This is a genomic window from Nostoc sp. CCY0012 (assembly GCF_963920855.1).
Lineage (GTDB): Bacteria > Cyanobacteriota > Cyanobacteriia > Cyanobacteriales > Nostocaceae > Cyanocohniella.
The window spans coordinates 42,290-58,853 of sequence record NZ_CAWUDM010000016.1; the positions used below are offsets into that span (position 1 = coordinate 42,290).

Annotated in this window: 14 protein-coding genes and 1 pseudogene; 5 read left to right on the forward strand and 10 right to left on the reverse strand. The window is 42.9% G+C overall.

Going from position 1 to position 16,564, the window contains the following annotated elements; all coding sequences use genetic code 11:
* Positions 1-74: 74 nt before the first annotated feature.
* On the forward strand, positions 75-530 hold the full coding sequence (locus ACM0OS_RS06520; protein WP_414542355.1) for a rhodanese-like domain-containing protein: 456 nt from the start codon (positions 75-77) through the stop codon (positions 528-530).
* 101 nt (positions 531-631) lie between these two features.
* Here the strand turns inward: ACM0OS_RS06520 and ACM0OS_RS06525 are convergent, their stop codons facing one another.
* From ACM0OS_RS06525 to ACM0OS_RS06545, 5 genes are all read right to left on the reverse strand, one after another.
* On the reverse strand, positions 632-1,261 hold the full coding sequence (locus ACM0OS_RS06525) for a ribonuclease H-like domain-containing protein (RefSeq protein WP_414542356.1): 630 nt from the start codon (positions 1,259-1,261) through the stop codon (positions 632-634).
* 65 nt (positions 1,262-1,326) lie between these two features.
* Positions 1,327-1,875: a CAP domain-containing protein gene (locus tag ACM0OS_RS06530; RefSeq protein ID WP_414542357.1), complete on the reverse strand. Its 549-nt coding sequence runs from the start codon at positions 1,873-1,875 to the stop codon at positions 1,327-1,329.
* 224 nt (positions 1,876-2,099) lie between these two features.
* Positions 2,100-3,317: an ABC transporter permease gene (locus tag ACM0OS_RS06535; protein WP_414542358.1), complete on the reverse strand. Its 1,218-nt coding sequence runs from the start codon at positions 3,315-3,317 to the stop codon at positions 2,100-2,102.
* A 15-nt stretch (positions 3,318-3,332) separates the two neighbouring features.
* Positions 3,333-4,802: an efflux RND transporter periplasmic adaptor subunit gene (locus tag ACM0OS_RS06540; protein WP_414542359.1), complete on the reverse strand. Its 1,470-nt coding sequence runs from the start codon at positions 4,800-4,802 to the stop codon at positions 3,333-3,335.
* 495 nt (positions 4,803-5,297) lie between these two features.
* A complete protein-coding gene (locus ACM0OS_RS06545) occupies positions 5,298-6,707 on the reverse strand; it encodes a TolC family protein (protein WP_414542360.1) in 1,410 nt (469 codons plus the stop codon).
* A gap of 305 nt (positions 6,708-7,012) precedes the next feature.
* Between ACM0OS_RS06545 and ACM0OS_RS06550 the strand changes: the two genes are divergently transcribed.
* Positions 7,013-7,144, forward strand: a complete 132-nt coding sequence (locus ACM0OS_RS06550) for a DUF4351 domain-containing protein (protein WP_414542382.1) — start codon at positions 7,013-7,015, stop codon at positions 7,142-7,144.
* A gap of 8 nt (positions 7,145-7,152) precedes the next feature.
* Here ACM0OS_RS06550 and ACM0OS_RS06555 read toward each other — a convergent pair whose 3' ends face one another.
* From ACM0OS_RS06555 to ACM0OS_RS06570, 4 genes and pseudogenes are all read right to left on the reverse strand, one after another.
* The gene (locus tag ACM0OS_RS06555; protein WP_414542361.1) at positions 7,153-7,824 is read right to left on the reverse strand and encodes an ABC transporter ATP-binding protein; all 672 of its coding nucleotides are present in this window, start codon (positions 7,822-7,824) and stop codon (positions 7,153-7,155) included.
* 23 nt (positions 7,825-7,847) lie between these two features.
* Entirely contained in the window at positions 7,848-9,056 is a 1,209-nt protein-coding gene (locus tag ACM0OS_RS06560) for an ABC transporter permease (protein ID WP_414542383.1), read from the reverse strand.
* 133 nt (positions 9,057-9,189) lie between these two features.
* Positions 9,190-10,250, reverse strand: a pseudogene (locus tag ACM0OS_RS06565) (efflux RND transporter periplasmic adaptor subunit).
* Between the two features lie 650 nt (positions 10,251-10,900).
* Positions 10,901-11,578 carry a class I SAM-dependent methyltransferase gene (locus tag ACM0OS_RS06570; RefSeq protein ID WP_414542362.1) on the reverse strand — a complete coding sequence of 226 codons (678 nt, stop codon included), beginning with the start codon at positions 11,576-11,578 and terminating at the stop codon, positions 10,901-10,903.
* A 141-nt stretch (positions 11,579-11,719) separates the two neighbouring features.
* On the opposite strand from ACM0OS_RS06570, the gene ACM0OS_RS06575 reads away from it, so the two are divergent.
* Positions 11,720-12,589 carry a tetratricopeptide repeat protein gene (locus ACM0OS_RS06575; RefSeq protein WP_414542384.1) on the forward strand — a complete coding sequence of 290 codons (870 nt, stop codon included), beginning with the start codon at positions 11,720-11,722 and terminating at the stop codon, positions 12,587-12,589.
* A 238-nt stretch (positions 12,590-12,827) separates the two neighbouring features.
* Here ACM0OS_RS06575 and ACM0OS_RS06580 read toward each other — a convergent pair whose 3' ends face one another.
* Entirely contained in the window at positions 12,828-13,232 is a 405-nt protein-coding gene (locus ACM0OS_RS06580) for a response regulator (RefSeq protein WP_414542363.1), read from the reverse strand.
* Between the two features lie 227 nt (positions 13,233-13,459).
* On the opposite strand from ACM0OS_RS06580, the gene gyrA reads away from it, so the two are divergent.
* On the forward strand, positions 13,460-15,976 hold the full coding sequence (gene gyrA / locus ACM0OS_RS06585) for a DNA gyrase subunit A (protein ID WP_414542364.1): 2,517 nt from the start codon (positions 13,460-13,462) through the stop codon (positions 15,974-15,976).
* 254 nt (positions 15,977-16,230) lie between these two features.
* The gene (locus ACM0OS_RS06590) at positions 16,231-16,410 is read left to right on the forward strand and encodes a chlorophyll a/b-binding protein (protein WP_414542365.1); all 180 of its coding nucleotides are present in this window, start codon (positions 16,231-16,233) and stop codon (positions 16,408-16,410) included.
* Positions 16,411-16,564 lie beyond the last annotated feature (154 nt).

Consider the following 16,564-nt stretch of genomic DNA (forward strand, 5'->3'; position numbering starts at 1 on the left):
TCATACCTACGAAAGATAAAATAAAAATGTATATTTTGCTAATTTAATGATAGTGAAATCAATCAAAAATATTTATGAATAGTAATCCCCTTGAGAATATTATTCCCTCACAGCCACCAATAGAACCACAATCTGACGCTTATGCAGTTAAGTCTCGTTTAGAATGGGGTGAACCAGCTTTTACCATGCTGGATGTACGCGATCGCATGGCCTACAATCAGGGTCATATTATGGGCGCCATGGCCATGCCAATGGATGACTTGGTAGACCGAGCCGCTTCATCTTTAGAAAAGAAACGTGACATTTATGTTTACGGCGCCAACGAACAGGAAACCGCTCAAGCAGCACAAATGCTTCGTGCTGCTGGATTTGTCCATGTATCTGAACTCAAAGGTGGCCTAGCCGCATGGAAGGAAATTGGCGGGCCCACAGAAGGGATTATTGAATCCAGAACTCCCGCAGGTGCAGATGACCATAATGTTGTATCGCGGATGCAAAATCACTTAGATAATCTGGATAAAAAAGCCTAGATTTCAGGTCAATAGTTACTATTTGTAGGGTTTTTTACTTTGATGCAGGGTAACTGCACTAACATAAAAAGCGTTGTCAGTTGTAGCTATTGACCGTCTGCTTAATGCTCAAATACATCTTTATACTGCAATAAATCTAAGGACACTAATGTCGGTAGAACGTGAAAGCATTCTTGAGCAATTTCCCAACGTTCTTCCCGTTTGAGCATAGCGGTTAGTTGCTGCTGGATACTGAGTAAGTAGCGGACATCATTGGCGGCGTAGCTTAATTGAGCCTCAGACAAATTAGCGGCGTTACCCCAATCAGAACTTTGAGCGCTTTTATCTAGTTCTACTTTTGTTAACTCTTGCACCACATCCTTGAGTCCGTGACGATTGGTGTAAGTACGAGCTAGTTTACTGGCAATTTTGGTACAAAAAACAGGCTGCACCTGAATCCCCAAGTTATAGCGTAAAGTCGCAACATCGAAACGAGCGAAGTGAAAAACTTTGACAATATTCACCGCTTCCAAGAGTTGCTTCAAATTAGGGGCCGCAGTTTGCCCTCTAGCGATGCGAATTGCCGTGACTTTGCCTTCCGGGTTGCACAGCTGCACAAGACACAGGCGATCGCGCTGTGGTAATAAACCCATAGTTTCGGTATCAATGGCCATGGCCTCGGATTTTAAATACTCCGCCAGCACATCGTCGCTCAGATCGCCATCGCCTACTTGAAAATCTGGTAGTGTCATGAATTACTCAATAATAAATGCAGTGTCTTTTCGGTGAAATTACCATAAGACACTACATTATTATCCTATCTAGTACGAATGAAAATTTGGGTAAGGTAAACTTCGCCTTGGGAATTAGTCGCAACACCAATCCCCGTGTGGTCAAAATTGCCTTGGATGTTTTGTAAATGTCCAGGACTTTTCAACCAACCAGTAATAGCTTCGCTAGCGGGATCGCTATATCCCTGATTAACAGCGACATTCTCTGACGCATCATTGTAGCGAAGGGGAATAGCTTTCACACGCTGTTCAAATCCCTGATGACTAAACGGGACTTGTCCATTAGCCATGTTTTGACTGTGAATCCGAGCCTGTTGAGTAATATTTGCATTTAGGGTCAACTGTGGCAGTTTATTAGCAATTCGATATCGATTGATTTCCTCAAAAACTGATTTCTCCAAAGCAGTAGTTTCAAAAGACGTAGTTAATGTTGCAGCCTGACTTAAAGGAATCAACAACGGTTGATTAGGAGTGGTTGGTTCTGTCGAAGAGTTACCTGGTATGGGAGCAGTCATTAATCCACTCGCAAAGACAAGCGTACTTAAAGCGATGCCAAAAGCAGGTTGTCGGAACATGGAAACTTGCGTGATGTATGTACTTGAGACCTATACTCTAACTTCGTATTCTCAGAATACATAACAGGATACTATTGAATATTCATTAAATTAGGCCATTTTGGCAAATATTTCCGGAAAATAGCCAGTTCAAATATCTAACTGTCAGCACTGGGATAGATGAGTTGTAATTAATATGTAATATTTTTAACAAAAACTGGGAAAATGTGGGATAGTCCACCTTTCTAAGCACTTCTGAGCGCCACAATCGGGTCAAGTTTAGCAGCGCGACGGGCGGGAACGACACCAAAAAATAAACCAATACCGCCAGAAACACCAACGGCTGTAGCTATGGCTATGGGAGAAATTGCCGCTTCTAAGGGAGTAACAGCTGCTACCAAGACAATACCGCTCACACCAACCGCAGTCCCCACTAAACCACCAATGACGGAAACAATCACCGCCTCAATCATGAATTGCAGCAAAATATCTTGCTCGTTAGCACCAATTGCCTTTCGTAGTCCGATTTCTTGGGTGCGTTCGGTGACGGAAACCAGCATAATATTCATAATGCCAATACCACCCACAAATAATGAGATGCCGGCGATCGCAGCGAGCATAATGGTTAATGCACCTGTAATTTGACCAACGGTTTGCAACGCATCTTTTTGCGTGTTGATGGTGAAATCGTCTTCTCCAGTAATTTTGTGCCGCAAACGTAGTAAGTTCGTGATTTGAAACTGGGCTGCATCCACACTTTCAGCATCTGTGGCTGAAGCGACAATATAAGTTACCTCCAATCCATAGGGAGAAGTTCGTCCGACAATGCGGTTAGCCATAGTATTCAGTGGGATTAAGGCGGCTTCATCGTAATTCACACCTAAATTTGAGCCTTTGTCCTCTAACACCCCAATGACTTGAAAGCTAGCATTTTTAATCCGCAACTGCTGACCCACAGGGTTACTATTACCAAAGAATCTTTCTGCTAAGTCTGCACCAATGACTACAACTTGGTTACTGCGCCTCATGTCTATGTCGTTGAAAAACCGCCCTGTGGCAGTTTCAAAGTCACGCACACTTAAGAAGCTGGGAGTTGTACCAATAATGTTGACATTAGTGTTTTGGTTACGATAAGTTACCACCTGCCTACTATTTAACTCAGCAGTCACAGCCGCTATAGTTGGTACTTGACTGGCGATCGCCTGAGCATCTTCATACACTAAAGTTCTGGGTAAATCTAAAGAAATGCGCTGTGTGGCGCGATTACCGGGAATCACAAATAATACGTTTGGCCCTAAAGATTCCAACTCTTGGGTAACAAACCTTTGTCCGCCTTCACCAATACCAATCATGGCAATTACCGAAGCATTACCAATGACAATTCCCAACATCGTTAAGGCGCTACGCAACTTATTCGATAGCAGGGTTTTTCCTGCCATTTGCATACTTTCGAGGAGATTCATAAGTAATTCGTAATTTTATTGGTTGTTCTGCTGTTTGGCTCTTTCAGTGATGTAGTCTTGTGGTGGGTTGATAAAGACGCGATCGCCTTGTTGGAGTCCTTGTAAAATCTGGGTTTGGTCTTGGATTTGGGCGCCAATTGTCACTTCACGGAACTGGGGTTGATTTTTTTCATCGGCTACCAATACCCCTGTTATGCCTTGTTCTGTGACAATGGCTACCGTTGGTAACACCAAAGCATCACTGACGCGATCGCCTAAGAAGGTTAAATCTACATTTAAGCCAGAACGCAATTCATCTATACCTGTATCTAACTCCACCCGCACCTGAAAGGATGTCACGCCTTGTTCTACTACGGCTTCGGGGGCAATTAAACGCACATTACCTTTAAATATTTGGTCGGGATAGGCATCAGCCACAATTTCTACCTGCTGTCCCTGTTTAATTCTGCCAATATCAACTTCTGGGACTTGCGCTAGCACTTCTAAACCTTTAGCAACGGCGACAATGGAACTGGAAGTAGCCGACGCACTAGTAGAAGCCGAAGTTGTGGGAGTAACAAATGCACCCACATTGGCGTATTTCTGGGTGACAATTCCTGATAAAGGCGCACGAATAACTGTATCTTGGAGCCTGACTTCTGCCGCTTGGATTTGAGCTTCCGCCCCTTTCACTGCTGCTTGACGTTGAGCAATTTCTTCTGGACGACTGCCATTTTGCAACAGAATTAAGGCGGCGCGGGCTTCAGTAACAGCAGCTTCCCTTGCTGTGATTTCCTCATTGCGGCTACCACTTTCTAATAGTGACAGTCGTTTTTGGGCTTCATCTAAACTAGCTTTTGCTCTTTGGTCTTCACTAATATACTGTTCCAATTGGTCTTGAGAAGTTGCCCCTTGCTGGGTTAATTCTCGATAGCGGTTCACCCGTGATTGGGTGAGAGTCACCTGTGCTTGGGCTGAATTTACCTGTGCTTGGGCTTGGGCAATTTCTTGGGCGCGATTCCCCGCACGGGCTTGAGCTAATTGTGCCTCTGCTTGGGCTAATCTAGCTCTGGCTTGGTCAATTTCTTGAGGACGACTCCCCGCACGGGCTTGATCTAACTGGGCCTGTGCTTGGGCTAAATTAGCGCGGTATTGCAGTATCTGCGCTTGAATATCACCCACATCCATACGGGCGAGAACTTGTCCTTGTTGGACGCGATCGCCTTGTTCCACATATAACTGTGCCACCACACCAGGGTTTTTGGGACTGATATTGACACTTTGAACAGGTACAACCTTACCACTAGCAGTAATCCGCAAAGTGACATTTTGAGCTTCCACAGGAACAGTTAATTGGCTGATATCTTGTTCACGTGATCTCTGGTTAACAAGGTGATATGTAGTAGTTGTACCGACAACGACTGAACCTGCTACTATTAACCCCATTGCCCAGCGAAATGGATGCTTGACTTTGCCAATAAAGGGAAATTCTATCTGCGTCATCATAAATAGTAGCCTGAGCTAGCAAGTGCAGAAATGTAAAAAACTGTCCATCAACTAAACAACTAGACTGAAAATCAGCTTTATAGTTGCTTAATCTGTTTTTATACTAACTTTTAGTATTTTTTCCCGCCTTCACCTGATAGAGTGAAATCCACACCATGTCGAAGAGGCAGGGAGCAGAGGGGCAGGGAGCAGGGGAGAAAAACCACCCACAAGGAGGAGCCACTGCGGTGGATGGGTTTCCTGACTTGTAGACGCCCTCTGGGCGGCTTCCCGCAGGGTACGGACTGGCGTCAAGTGGCGTTAGGGCTTCTCTACGAGACGCTGCGCGTAGCTTGCTTCTCCGTAGGAGGAGTACAATCAACAGAGCAAGGGAGCAAGGGAGCTATCGCCCACAATTCCACTCGGCTTTATTTAAACCTTATCTTTTGGTACAAGGGACTTCCCAGTCTCTCCCCCCTGCCCCCTGCTCCCTGCCTCTTCAGTGAGGTTGTTGATTTAATTGGCCGCCCTCAAAGCCACACTCCGCCGCAAATTAGCCAAGGCACGATTGTAATTTAAAATAGCTGTGACTCGATTACCTTCAGCCCTGGTGAGGTCGTTTTCTGCAAAAATCACATCTGTTTGAGTACCTACACCAGCTTCAAACCTCAGCCTAGCTAAATTTAATGCTTCCCTAGCTTGATTTAAAGCCACGCTAGAAGTTTGCACATTCTCTAGATTTGATTGCAATTGAGCATAGAATTGTTCTACATCGAACCGAATTTGATCGCGCTGACTGGCAAATTGCGTTTCGGCGATCGCAATATTAACTTGTGACTGAGCTGCACTTGCTCTAGCTGCACCCCCATCAAATAAATTTAAACTGCCTCTAAGTGCTATTGAATAACCATCAGTAGAGCTGAATCCATCATCAAATCGATCAGCTATGTTATAGAACCCATTCGCACTGATTTGCGGCCCTAGCCGTGCCAAAGCCTGTCTTCGCTGTTGTTCGGAAATCCTGCGTTGTGATAATTGTTGTGGCAATTCTGGACGGTTTTGTAATGCTTGAATAATACTTTCTTCAACCGTTGGCTGCCAAAGACCCGCTATTTCCACAGGATCAGCCGCACTGATATTTACCGACTGCGCCAAACTTAACAAAGTAGCAAACTGTCGCCGGACTATTTGCTGTTGAGCCAGAGAATTAGTTAAATCTTGTTGAGCATTAGCTAAATTTACCTGAGATTGCAGCACATCGAACCGTGTACCGACTCCCGCCTGTTCCCTAGCTTGAGCATCCCGCAAACTAGCCTGGGCGTTTTCTACAGCCGATTGATTAATTCGTACTTGTTCATCAGCTTCTTGCAAATCGTAGTATTGAGTGATGACATTCAACTCAATTTCCAAAGACCTGATTTCCACAGACAGCTGGGGTAACCGTTCCTCTGCTACGCGGATGCTAGCTTGCCTACTACCAGATGTATAAATGTCATAATTTATTTGCACTTGACCGTTGAAAGCAGTACTAGATTGAGCCGCAGTCCCAGTAAAACCTTCACCACTGTTAGTCAAATTAGCACCAAGACTAACATTAGGAAACAAAGCCGCTTGAGACTCTCGCAATGCAGATTGTCCGCGCTCAAGTTCTAATATAGCTACTTGTAAATCTCGATTATTGCGTTTTGCTAGTTCCAAGGCCTGAGCCAAGGTTATGGGTTGAGTACCCTGAATCCTCACTTCTTCTGGCTTTGTCGGAAATTGCAGTGGATTGGGACTAGGGTTGAGAAAATCGGGAACTTGTACAGCATTAGCTGGTGTTTCTACGGGAGTTTGAGCATTGACGCTCTTGGCTAAAGTCGGGACAACAAGAGCGATCGCCACGGCAACCCCGGTAAAATGCACACAGTATAAGAGAAAATTCATATTATATTTAGCACTTACGTATTGACAGATTGCTTAGATAGTGTATCGAAAAACAGGCTTTCTCTCCCAACAGATATCAGACAATAAGAGATACTGGTTAACTGGGAAGAATTACTTTACATTGGTTTATTTTAGAAACTTAATACCCTAATATCAATATTATCCAGCAAGACCTAACAGTAGTGGGCAAAGCTACGATTAGGGTATGTAATATGGTTGAACTATTCATAAGTTAATTTAATATAAAATAATCTTTTATAGATGGCAGAATATGACAACCTGTATAAAATCCTCGATTTGGCGAAATCGATGCATCCATAATTGAGAGAATGCGAGTTTTAACTACAAAACAATGGGAACAGTTAGGAGAAGAATTTTTAGACTTTTCTCATGTATCTGATTTAGGTGCTTGGCTGAAACAAAATACGAGCAGTTAACAGAAATTTTAGCCAACAATTAAACCATCTTGGACGCGGATAATTCTTTTGGTTTGAGCAGCAATATCTGGTTCGTGAGTCACAATCACAATGGTAATTCCTTGCTCATTTAATTCTGTTAATAAATTCATTACATCGTGAGAAGTTTCAGTATCTAAAGCACCCGTAGGTTCATCTGCCAAAACCAATGCTGGTCGGTTAACCAAAGCACGGGCGATCGCTACCCGTTGTTGTTGTCCGCCAGACAGTTGACTGGGACGATTAGCAATGCGATCGCCTAGTCCCACCCTTTGTAATGCTTCCAAAGCCCTTTGACGGCGTTTTGGTTTAGGTAAGTTGGCATAAATCATGGGTAACATGACATTTTCTAAAGCCGTTGACCGCGCCAATAAATTAAATTGTTGGAAAACAAAACCAATTCTTTGGTTACGAATATAAGCTAATTCATCATCATTAAAAGTAGTTAAATTTCTGCCTTCAAAAATGTAGTTTCCCGTTGAGGGCCGATCCAAACACCCCACAATATTCATCAACGTAGATTTACCCGAACCTGACGCACCCATAATAGAAATATATTCCCCTTCCTCAATGGAAAGTTGAATACCCTTAAGTATAGGAACAGTAACTTCTCCTAAATAGTAAGTTTTAGTAATAGACTCCAGCCAAATCATCGTAGTCATATGAATTACAAATTAATAATTATTTAATCGCTTCTTAAAGCAGTAATCGGATCTAATTTAGAGGCATTGCGTGCAGGAATTACACCAGCTAGTAAGCCAACGCCTAAAGATAGGGCAAACCCAGCAATAATTGATAATACAGAAATCACAAAGGGAAAACTGAAAACTGTAGATGCACTAAAGGCAATTAAAATGCCACCCCCTATGCCAATAGCACCACCCAGAGTGGAAATGACGATCGCCTCAGCTAAAAATTGATTGAGAATTGCTGAATTGGTTGCCCCTACTGCCTTACGAATCCCAATTTCCCGCGTCCGTTCGACAACAGAAACCAGCATAATATTAGCAATACCGATACCACCAACAACTAAAGAAATCCCGGCGATCGCTACTACCATAATTGTAAATAACCCCACCACATTGGTGAAGGTACTGACAATATCAGCTTGGTTAGTTAAGCGGAAATCATCAGGTTGTGGTGGATAAATATTGTGGCGTAGGCGTAAAATATTCGTCACTTGAAACTGAGCGGCCTCTAACTTTTCCTGATCACTGGATTTAATTAAAATTCCATTCACAGAAACACCTGCTAAGGCATTGTTACCCACAATTCTCCTAGACATACTAGTTAGAGGAATAAACACTTGGTCATCTCGGTCATTGGGCCCTTGAGAACCTTTCGGTTTCATGACGCCAATTACTTCATAAGCCTCGCCCTGAATGCGGATTCTTTCGCCTAGAACATTAGCACTCTGTCCAAATAATGTCCTCTGGACTGTAGTCCCAATAATCGCCACTTGTGTAGCAGTATCTAGTTCCTCCTGAGTAAAAAATCTTCCCTGCTGGGGAAAAGTATTTCTCGCTTCCGGGTAATTCAAATCTGTACCAAAAACAGTTGTCGAAGTATTTTGCTGCCCATAAACCACTTGTGTATTGCTTTGGAGATAAGCAGAAACAATCTCAGCCGATGGTGCTTGTGATGCGATCGCCTTAGCATCTTCCCAAGTTAAAGTACTACTAGAACCTAAGCCTTGACGCACATTACCGCTTCTAGCCGCACCCGCCAAAACCTGAATCACATCTGTACCCAAAGCCTGAATTTGTTGCTCAACACCTCTTTGCACCCCTTGACCAACAGAAGTAATAGCAATAACTGAAGCAATACCAATAATTACACCCAGCATCGTCAAGCCTGTGCGTAACTTATTACTCCACAGCGTCTCCGCCGCCATTGACAAAATTTCCCAAAATGGCACCGAGCGAGTCTGTACAACACCCCCTGGCTGTTCTTGGCGCACTTGGCGGTTAGTCAAAACACTAATCTTCACAATTCCCCCAAAATAGCTATATTATTCAAAACCAAATTTATGGGCGACCACCACGATTTCGACCACCCCCACCCATACCAGGAAGAATACCCCCTCGCGGTGTTGATTGTGGACGTGACCCTGGCGGAAAACTCAGTAAAACTTCCTCATCTCCTGTCAATCCCGATTTAACTTCCGTAAAGTTGTTCTCAGTCATTCCAGTCTCAATACGAGTAAAAAAAGGTTGTCCATCAGCGCCAACCACAAACACACCCGTACCATTTTCTCGACGCACAACCGAGGCTGTAGGCACAACTAAGGCGTTTTCTACCTGATTAACTTGAAACTCTGCTTCCACATTCATCCCCGATCTCAGAAGCCGTTCCGGGTCTACAAGTGATACTTTCACTTCAAAACTGGTAACATTTTGCACTACAACAGCTTGGGCAGCAATTTGACTAACTTGACCTGCAAAAGTTCTTCCGGGATAAGCATCCGCCCTAATTGTGACTGATTGACCAAGGCTAATTTGAGAAATATTGGTTTCCGCTAAATTAGTCACCACTTCATTAAGAGAAGCCAAAGACAAAATAGAGGAAGAAGTCGCAGAAGATACATCGCTACCAGCAGTGGTAGGCGTCACAAAAGCACCAGGATCAGCAAACTTCCTCGTCACCAAACCATCAAAAGGAGCGCGAATGATGGTGTCATTAATTTGGGCTTGAATAGTTGTCCGCGCGCTGAAGTGAGTTGCCCTTGCAGATTAGAGTCATCCATGTAAGCCAAAATTTGCCCGGCTTTGACAATATCCCCTTCTTCCACTAATAATCTTCTCAAAATGCCGGAATTTTTCGGACTGAGATTTATTGACCTTTCAGGCTTCACCGTTCCATTAGCGGCCACTGTGTCTGTGAGGTTTTGTCGTTCTACAGGCTGCGTCAGCACTCGCTGTCTTGCTTGTTGACCAGGACGGACGGCTAGTTGGTAATACACTGCATAGCCAACTCCACTTAAAAGTCCCAAGATAAGTAACCAAGATAGCCAACGATTCCTATTCTTTGTTTTCACCTTTGGCATCAAAGATGCTGAATCTACTGGGTTGGATGTATCAATAGTCATATTAATTTTAATGTAGAAAAAATGGCTACCGAGCTAGTTCTGGATGGCTAGAACTTTAGCCTGGTAGCTCTATACCTTGCAATTTCGTCAGATTTTAGTTACCGCTAGGAAAAGGATTTTCTGTAGGTTAGCGATTCCATAATCTCAGTGTACTGCCCTTAATTTTAACCACTATATTTTGATAAGTACTCCATTTTGAAGCCTGATTTGGCCGTTTGTTAGTGAAATTGACTCCTTATTTGCACAAAATTTCAATTGCGTCAAACTCAATTGATGCTAGTAATTATCAGACACAAAGTTCCAATTCTATGCGTGACTAAAGTCATTAATCAGGATAAAAGAGTATATGACCAAAGTCATTAATTTTGCCTGATTTACCAAAAAATATTTCTCTACTAATATAATTAAATTTTTGAATATCAAGTATTACGCTGTTACCCAGCTTCGCTAACAGACTGCCAAATAAAAAATATCTATAACTGCGTAAATTACGCCCTTTGTGGTTTATTAATTTTGATAATTTATGCATTAATAATCCTTGAAGATTGGTATTTTGAGAATTGATGTTCTAGTTTTTAACCATAATTTGACTTCCAAAAATCTAGAACACGAGGGATGAACATAGTTGCAACTTATGCCTGCAATCTAATTCACTGTCGTTCAAAAATAAAAATCATTGAAGCTGGTTGCAGAGTCTGGGAATGGCAAGGTTCTTGTAACTTGACTAATCGGTAATTCCTGAGATGAAACTCTGCAATCCATGATTCAATTGTCCTAAAATACCAAGGAGCAGGTTGAAACAATTCATCTGATATCCCTTGCCAAGAAGTGGAACGCCAACCATCTGCGTATGGTAAGTCATCACCTGTCATCAGAGGATGGAGTGTTTGAATAATTATTTTGCCTTGAGACTCTAGCAAACTCTGGCCCGCTTCAGCTATTTCTCCCAAGGAGCGTTCTCCCAGAATGGAAAAGTTGCAGATGAAGCAAGAGAATTGCTGAAAGCTGCCAAATTTTTGTAATGGCAAATCCGAGTATGCAGATACTACAAAGCGGACATCGCCAAGAGATTTTGCTGACTCAATCAGATCAGGTGTACCATCAACTCCCCACCCATTAAACCCACGTGAGCAAAGTTCACGGCATAACCAGCCTTCACCACATCCAATATCTAAGAATGATTTGGGTGCAAGTTCCACCACAGCTGCGACAATAGCGGAGTTTGTCACCAAAGTACGACTTTTAATTTGCTGTTCACGCACTACACGTGTCCACGGTTGAGCATTCACAGCCCATGAATCAAGTAATTTTTGTTCGTTCTGAGTCATCTAAATTGAAGTTGAAATTGGAATAATTAGTATATGCTGATACAGCCAGCACTAGCGACAGTAAATTTTGCCTTTCTTCTCAAGCAGAGATCGTTTAAGCTAGCTGGAAGATTCCTTGATTTGTGGCTAAGAGGCGGTAGTGTGCCTAAAAATGTTAGTTTAATTTCTCTTCTGGTAGTTTGCAGCTTGTGGAGTATGCCCAGGGCAGTGAACGCACAAGCGTTGCTCCCCCATACCGTGCAGCTAGATGCAACAAAGTTGGAGCAACAAGGGTTGCGCCTAGCACAAGAAGCGGCTCAACTCGGTCAATTTCAGCAATTTGACTTGGCCTTACCACGGGCGAGATTGGCGAGTCAACTGGCTCCCAAAAATGAGAGAGTTTGGTTTCTTTTAGGTGGTTTGCATTTACAAGCTAAAGATTATGATGCAGCTACAAATGCATTGCAAAAAGCAAAATCTCTCAATCCTCAAAATCCGGACGTTGCATTTGCGTTAGGTTCAGCTCAGTTCCAACAGCAAAAGTACCAAGCAGCGGCGGATTATTACAAGGAGGGCTTGAAGTTAAAACCTGACAATGCCGAGGGATTGTTTGATTTGGGTAATGCTTATTATATGATGGGTCGATTATCCGAGGCGATCGCCCATTACAATAAATCTTTCTCTCAAGATCAAAAATTCTGGCCCGCGATTAACAACATTGGTTTAATTAATTATGAACAGGGTAATATTGATGGGGCAATTAAGCAATGGCGAGCTTCTGTGAATATCGACAAGCAAGCAGCAGAGCCTTTATTAGCCCTAGCTGTGGCACTATACAATAAAGGCGATCGCCAGCAAGCTCTGTCAATGGGAGAAACTGCACTGCGTATCGATCAGCGCTATGGTGATTTGGATTTCCTCAAGGAAAACCTCTGGGGTGAACGTCTGTTATCTGATACAAAACAATTCTTAGAATTGCCGGGCATTCAAGCTGCTCTACAGCAACAGGATAACTCGTCAGCACCCAGGTAAGACATAATTACTAATTCGTAATTCGTCATTAAAGGTTCTAGTTGCTAGAAATATCAATGACGAATTATGCTGACAACAGAGCCTAGAGGCAAAAATTAAAAGTCTTTGCTTTTTGCCTTTTATGACATTGACACTTGCCGAGTACTATCATTATATAGTACATATATACTAAATAAAACGAGAATTATTCGCCCAGTGAATGCTTTGGGCGAATATTCTTGACAGCAGTAGTCAAGGTTTAGTGTATATCTGTAGGGAGAAGGGCAATAATTTGTTCAACAAACTTTTGATGATCGACAACAGGTTTAGAGATGTAACCATCTGCACCACTTTGCTTGAGAAAGTTCTCGCGATCGCCTTCCATCGCATGGGCTGTTACCAGAATAACAGGTAAGTTTGCTGTTTTTGGGTCGGATTTCAACATTTGTGTAATTTTGATTCCGTCAACAGATTGACCTTGGTAAACACTTCTAGAAAGAGAGACATCCATCAAAATTAGGTCTGCTTCTCCCGACTGGGCAATCTTGATTACTTCTTCCACATTTTCTGTGTGTTTCACATCCAAGCCTCCCCGTTTGGTCAAAATTTTAGAAAAAACACGAGCGTTAATTAGATCGTCTTCAACAATTAAAACGGTTTTCATGAGAATTTTATATATAGAGGTGAGGGAGGTAAAAAGCTGACTAAAACTGTTGTCTAGCTCCTTTTTAATCATCAATTTGCATTCCTGTCATCAAGGATAATACTACTGCTATTTATCCTTTGACTATCAAGATTGTGTTAGGAATCTCATTTCATCCGTTATGCTGTGTTTGCTACAGTATTTCATTCAAGCGACCTTTGTGTAATTAAATTTCAGGGAAAAAACTCATGGCAAAACAGTTAAACCTTCTCCCCACGGGACAGGTAATCACAACAGCCCTGCACACGGAGATGCAACGGTCTTATCTAGAATATGCCATGAGTGTGATTGTTGGGCGAGCCTTACCAGATGTGCGTGATGGCTTAAAACCAGTGCATCGGCGGATTTTATATGCCATGCATGAACTAGGTTTAACGCCAGATAGACCCTATCGTAAGTGCGCCCGTGTAGTCGGAGATGTACTGGGTAAATATCATCCTCATGGTGATCAGTCAGTTTATGATGCCTTAGTCAGGTTAGTACAAGAATTTTCCTGCCGCTATCCCTTACTAGCAGGACATGGCAACTTTGGTAGCGTTGATAATGATCCCCCAGCCGCCATGCGTTACACAGAAACGCGACTTGCACCCATCAGCTATGAGGGGATGCTGGCAGAAATTGGCGAAGAAACTGTAGAATTTATTGGTAATTTTGATAATTCCCAACAAGAACCTACAGTATTACCTGCTCAGTTGCCTTTTTTATTACTAAATGGCTGTTCTGGGATTGCTGTGGGGATGGCGACAAATATTCCCCCACACAACTTGGGAGAATTAGTTGATGGCTTAATTGCCTTAATTGACCAACCAGATTTGTCAGATGAAAAATTATGGCAGATAATTCCCGGCCCCGACTTTCCTACCGGCGGCGAAATAGTTGGTAATTCAGGGATTCGGGAAGCATACACCAGTGGTAAGGGGGGAATTTTGCTGCGGGGAGTCGCCAACCTGGAGGAGATTGCACCTACCAGGGGTAGTAAGCGACGGACAGCAATTATTATCACCGAATTGCCTTATCAAGTGAATAAGGCAGGTTGGATTGAAAAAGTAGCAGACTTAGTAAATCAAGGTCGAATACAAGGCATTTCTGATCTGCGGGACGAAAGCGATCGCGAAGGAATGCGAGTAGTAATTGAACTCAAACGTGATACTAATCCCCAAGAACTTCTCCAGAATTTGTATCACCAAACCGCCTTACAAAGTAACTTTGGGGCGATTCTTTTAGCTTTGGTGGATGGACAACCCCGCCAGTTAAGCTTGCGCCAGATGTTGCAGGAGTTTTTGAAATTCCGAGAACATACGCTCAACCGTCGCTACAGTTATGAGTTAGGTAAGGCGGAAAGTCGGCTGCATATCGTGACAGGTTTGCTCAAAGCACTGTCTCAACTAGATCAGGTAATTGAAATTTTGCGCCAGGCTGCTGATGGTAGTACGGCAAAAATTAGCTTATGTAGCCGACTGGAATTGAGTGAGGAACAAGGTGATGCTATTCTAGCGATGCCATTACGCCGCCTCACCAATTTAGAAAAGCACAACTTGCAACAAGAGTTTGAACAACTCAGCGAACAAATTGCTTTACTGCAAAGATTACTGAGCGATCGCCGAGAATTACTGAAAACACTGAAAAAAGATTTGCGATCGCTAAAGCGCAAATATAACAATCCTCGGCGGACTAAGATTTTAACTCACATTAGTCACGAGTTACCTCAAAACAAAGGAGCAGAAAAAAGCAAAAGCAAAGTAGCCACAGCAGAACTACAAAATTTACCAACCGCTGAACCCGCAGAAGAAATCAGCTTGGAGTCTACCCACAGGGGATATGTGCGTCGCCTACCGTTATCAGGGAAAAAGTCAAAAGTTGAAAACGGGCTGCATGAGAATGACTTCATTATCCAAACCGATATTACTAATACACATAAAGAGTTACTGGTAATTACCAGTGGCGGTAAAGTCTACCCTGTGAATGTGGGCGATATTCCCCCCACCACTGGACGTTCGCCACGGGGAACACCACTGATTACCATGCTCACAAGTACTGCTCAAGGCGCACAAGAAGACGTAACTAGTAGGCTGATCCTGCCAGAAAATTTGGAAACAAGGCAGATGGTTTTGTTAACTAAGCAGGGACGAATTAAGCGCTTTTCTTTGGGAGAATTGACAAACCTGACTCGTCGAGGAATTACAATTTTGAAGCTTAAAGAAGATGATGAATTGTTATTTACTCAGTTAACTACCCCCAAAGACCATCTAATTTTAGCTAGTTCAGGTGGGCGCATGTTAAGATTCCCCGCCAATGATGAACAACTACCAATTATGGGGCGGACAGCCATGGGTTTACAAGCATTCCGACTGCTGAAACACCAACAAATGGTTGGTTGTGTAACTGTGGCTGGAGAAGATAACCTGTTGCTGGTGACTGAAGAAGGATATGCGAAACGGTTGTCTGTAAGTAGTTTAAAACGAGCTAGTCGGGGTGATTTAGGCACACAATCGCTGAAATTTGCCAGTAAAACCGATAAATTAGCGGGAATGGTCAAGGCGATCGCCTCTGGGGAAGTAGCACTGGTGACTAATAAAGAGCGCGTCGTGCGAATAGATGTGGAGACAGTGCCTATTTTGGGTAGAGATGGCAAGGGTGAAAGCATTCTTGATCTCAACCATGATGAAAAAATTATCACTGTTGCCGAAGTGCGATCGCATAACTAACAACAAAAAAATCGGCGGTCATCCCATCCTTTCGAGGAATAGGAGCATAATTGTCCGCCGATTTATGCAAAAAATATTTTCATTTCTAGTGAATCTATCTGTGGATAGATGCTTTTTTCTTCCTATAATTTTGATAAAATAAAGTCAATATTTAGCAACAAAAGTATAAATAAACATGGCAATCCTGAAAAAGTTTGTTATATTAGTTTACATAAGGCAATAATAATTCGTAAATCTAGTTTGGAGTGCCAACCATGACAAACGCAACAAACGCTACTAATCAGGTAACCACAGACCGCAACGCTTGGTCTTGGGGCTTTACACCCCAAGCAGAAATTTGGAACGGTCGTTTAGCGATGATTGGCTTTTTAGCAGCTGCACTAATTGAGTTGTTTTCTGGTCAAGGCTTCCTTCATTTCTGGGGAATTCTGTAAGTCTAACTACACAGAATTAGCTACATAAAAAAATTAAGTAAAAACCTGGTAGTACAATTGACCACCAGGTTTTTTAGCTGTTTGTCATTAGACAAATGTCTATGACTAATGATTTACCCTGAGCGTAGCCGTAAAGCCTACGGCATAGCTGCGC

Excerpts from the sequence above, each read along its gene's own strand:
- ACM0OS_RS06540 (WP_414542359.1), bottom strand. The coding sequence starts at position 4,802 with ATGATGACGCAGATAGAATTTCCCTTTATTGGCAAAGTCAAGCATCCA.
- ACM0OS_RS06555 (WP_414542361.1), bottom strand. The coding sequence starts at position 7,824 with ATGACTACGATGATTTGGCTGGAGTCTATTACTAAAACTTACTATTTA.
- ACM0OS_RS06570 (WP_414542362.1), bottom strand. The coding sequence starts at position 11,578 with ATGACTCAGAACGAACAAAAATTACTTGATTCATGGGCTGTGAATGCT.
- ACM0OS_RS06530 (WP_414542357.1), bottom strand. The coding sequence starts at position 1,875 with ATGTTCCGACAACCTGCTTTTGGCATCGCTTTAAGTACGCTTGTCTTT.
- ACM0OS_RS06560 (WP_414542383.1), bottom strand. The coding sequence starts at position 9,056 with ATGGCGGCGGAGACGCTGTGGAGTAATAAGTTACGCACAGGCTTGACG.
- ACM0OS_RS06545 (WP_414542360.1), bottom strand. The coding sequence starts at position 6,707 with ATGAATTTTCTCTTATACTGTGTGCATTTTACCGGGGTTGCCGTGGCG.
- ACM0OS_RS06590 (WP_414542365.1), top strand. The coding sequence starts at position 16,231 with ATGACAAACGCAACAAACGCTACTAATCAGGTAACCACAGACCGCAAC.
- ACM0OS_RS06580 (WP_414542363.1), bottom strand. The coding sequence starts at position 13,232 with ATGAAAACCGTTTTAATTGTTGAAGACGATCTAATTAACGCTCGTGTT.
- ACM0OS_RS06525 (WP_414542356.1), bottom strand. The coding sequence starts at position 1,261 with ATGACACTACCAGATTTTCAAGTAGGCGATGGCGATCTGAGCGACGAT.
- ACM0OS_RS06535 (WP_414542358.1), bottom strand. The coding sequence starts at position 3,317 with ATGAATCTCCTCGAAAGTATGCAAATGGCAGGAAAAACCCTGCTATCG.
- ACM0OS_RS06520 (WP_414542355.1), top strand. The coding sequence starts at position 75 with ATGAATAGTAATCCCCTTGAGAATATTATTCCCTCACAGCCACCAATA.
- gyrA (WP_414542364.1), top strand. The coding sequence starts at position 13,460 with ATGGCAAAACAGTTAAACCTTCTCCCCACGGGACAGGTAATCACAACA.